The organism is Stenotrophomonas sp. STEN018, from assembly GCF_056760235.1.
Genome location: NZ_JBRREK010000136.1, coordinates 1 through 1,182 on the forward strand (window position 1 = coordinate 1; position 1,182 = coordinate 1,182).

A 1,182-nucleotide genomic window follows, 5' to 3' on the forward strand; every position below is an offset into this window, starting at 1 on the left:
AAAACGCATCTTATGGACTTGTTTGGTCATCTCATGCAACCAAGCACCCTTATCGCCCTCTAAAGCCAAATCAGACGGTTTTACGCTGTATTTGAGCGTTTCACAGATTGCCTTGTCGAGCTGTTTGCGCCCTTTTTCGTCTAAAGTGGCTTTTACGGCTTTCACGTTCACCGATGGCAAGTAGTCAGCTCGCAAGGCTTTCGCCCACATTTCGACCCAATCACCTTGTTTTATATACCCTTGACCCTTGAAGTAACTGGGCTTAACCAATAGCAAGGCATGGAAATGTGGATGTGCCATCATGTCCCCATCATTCCCCCTGGTCACTTCCGTTGTTCTTAAAAAACCAGCAACACCTGATTTAAACCGCTTGGTTTGAATGAGTCGCTGCCAAGAATCGTTCATGTGCTTCAAAGTGTCACGCAATTCGGTAACAGGTGGATTTTTCACGGTCAGGGTTAGAAATACCCAACGATGGGTAGGAAAGCGTTCTTGAATACTTGGCAATTGCTGAAACATAACCGCCCTCCAAAGTAGAGATCTGCGCCACTGACATACAGGACAATGACGGACACGGCAAAAAAATGCTTGCTTGAGAACCAATTTCCCCTGATCGGGGTTAACTCCAAATTTCAAAATACCTGAACAGCCGTTAATACGGTCTGCATATTTTGAAAGTTCAACGGAGTAGTTATAGAGAATTTTAACGGATTCAGCATCGGAACGATGTTCATCCCAAGAAACTTCATGAGGTGAAATTTCTGTTAAAAAATTGATTCCGAGGTCGGAATTATGGCAAGATTGAGACATGAAAAAGCTCGGTTAGTTAGGATGTCAGATACCCCAACTATACGGGCTTTTTTATTGACCTGTCAAACACCAATCAAAGCCATACCACACAAGGCTTAGAGCCATATTTTTAAAATCAGAGATATCCCTTAATAATAAATACAAGGAAAAACACCCCCAAAAATCCCCATTTTTGCCCCCTTTTCAGATGCCTTTTTTTTGATTTTTCACCCCTAGCCAATTCGTGATGATTTTTCAGTAATGCACGCTTCCGCGTTTCTTATTCGAGAAACAAAAATCGGGTCGTCGCTTTGCTCGGTTTTTCCCGCTTAGGATTTTTATGGGAGCTTGTAATCAGGGAAGAAAGGTTTTGGAATTTTTATTGTGGGGTCG

1 protein-coding gene is annotated in these 1,182 nt (G+C 42.7%); it reads right to left on the bottom strand.

What is annotated here, in order from left to right; all coding sequences use genetic code 11:
* Positions 1-810, bottom strand: an 810-nt coding sequence (locus ACVOMB_RS21045) for a protein rep (protein ID WP_481532934.1), incomplete at its 3' end; no start/stop codon positions are given.
* Between the last annotated feature and the right edge of the window lie 372 nt (positions 811-1,182).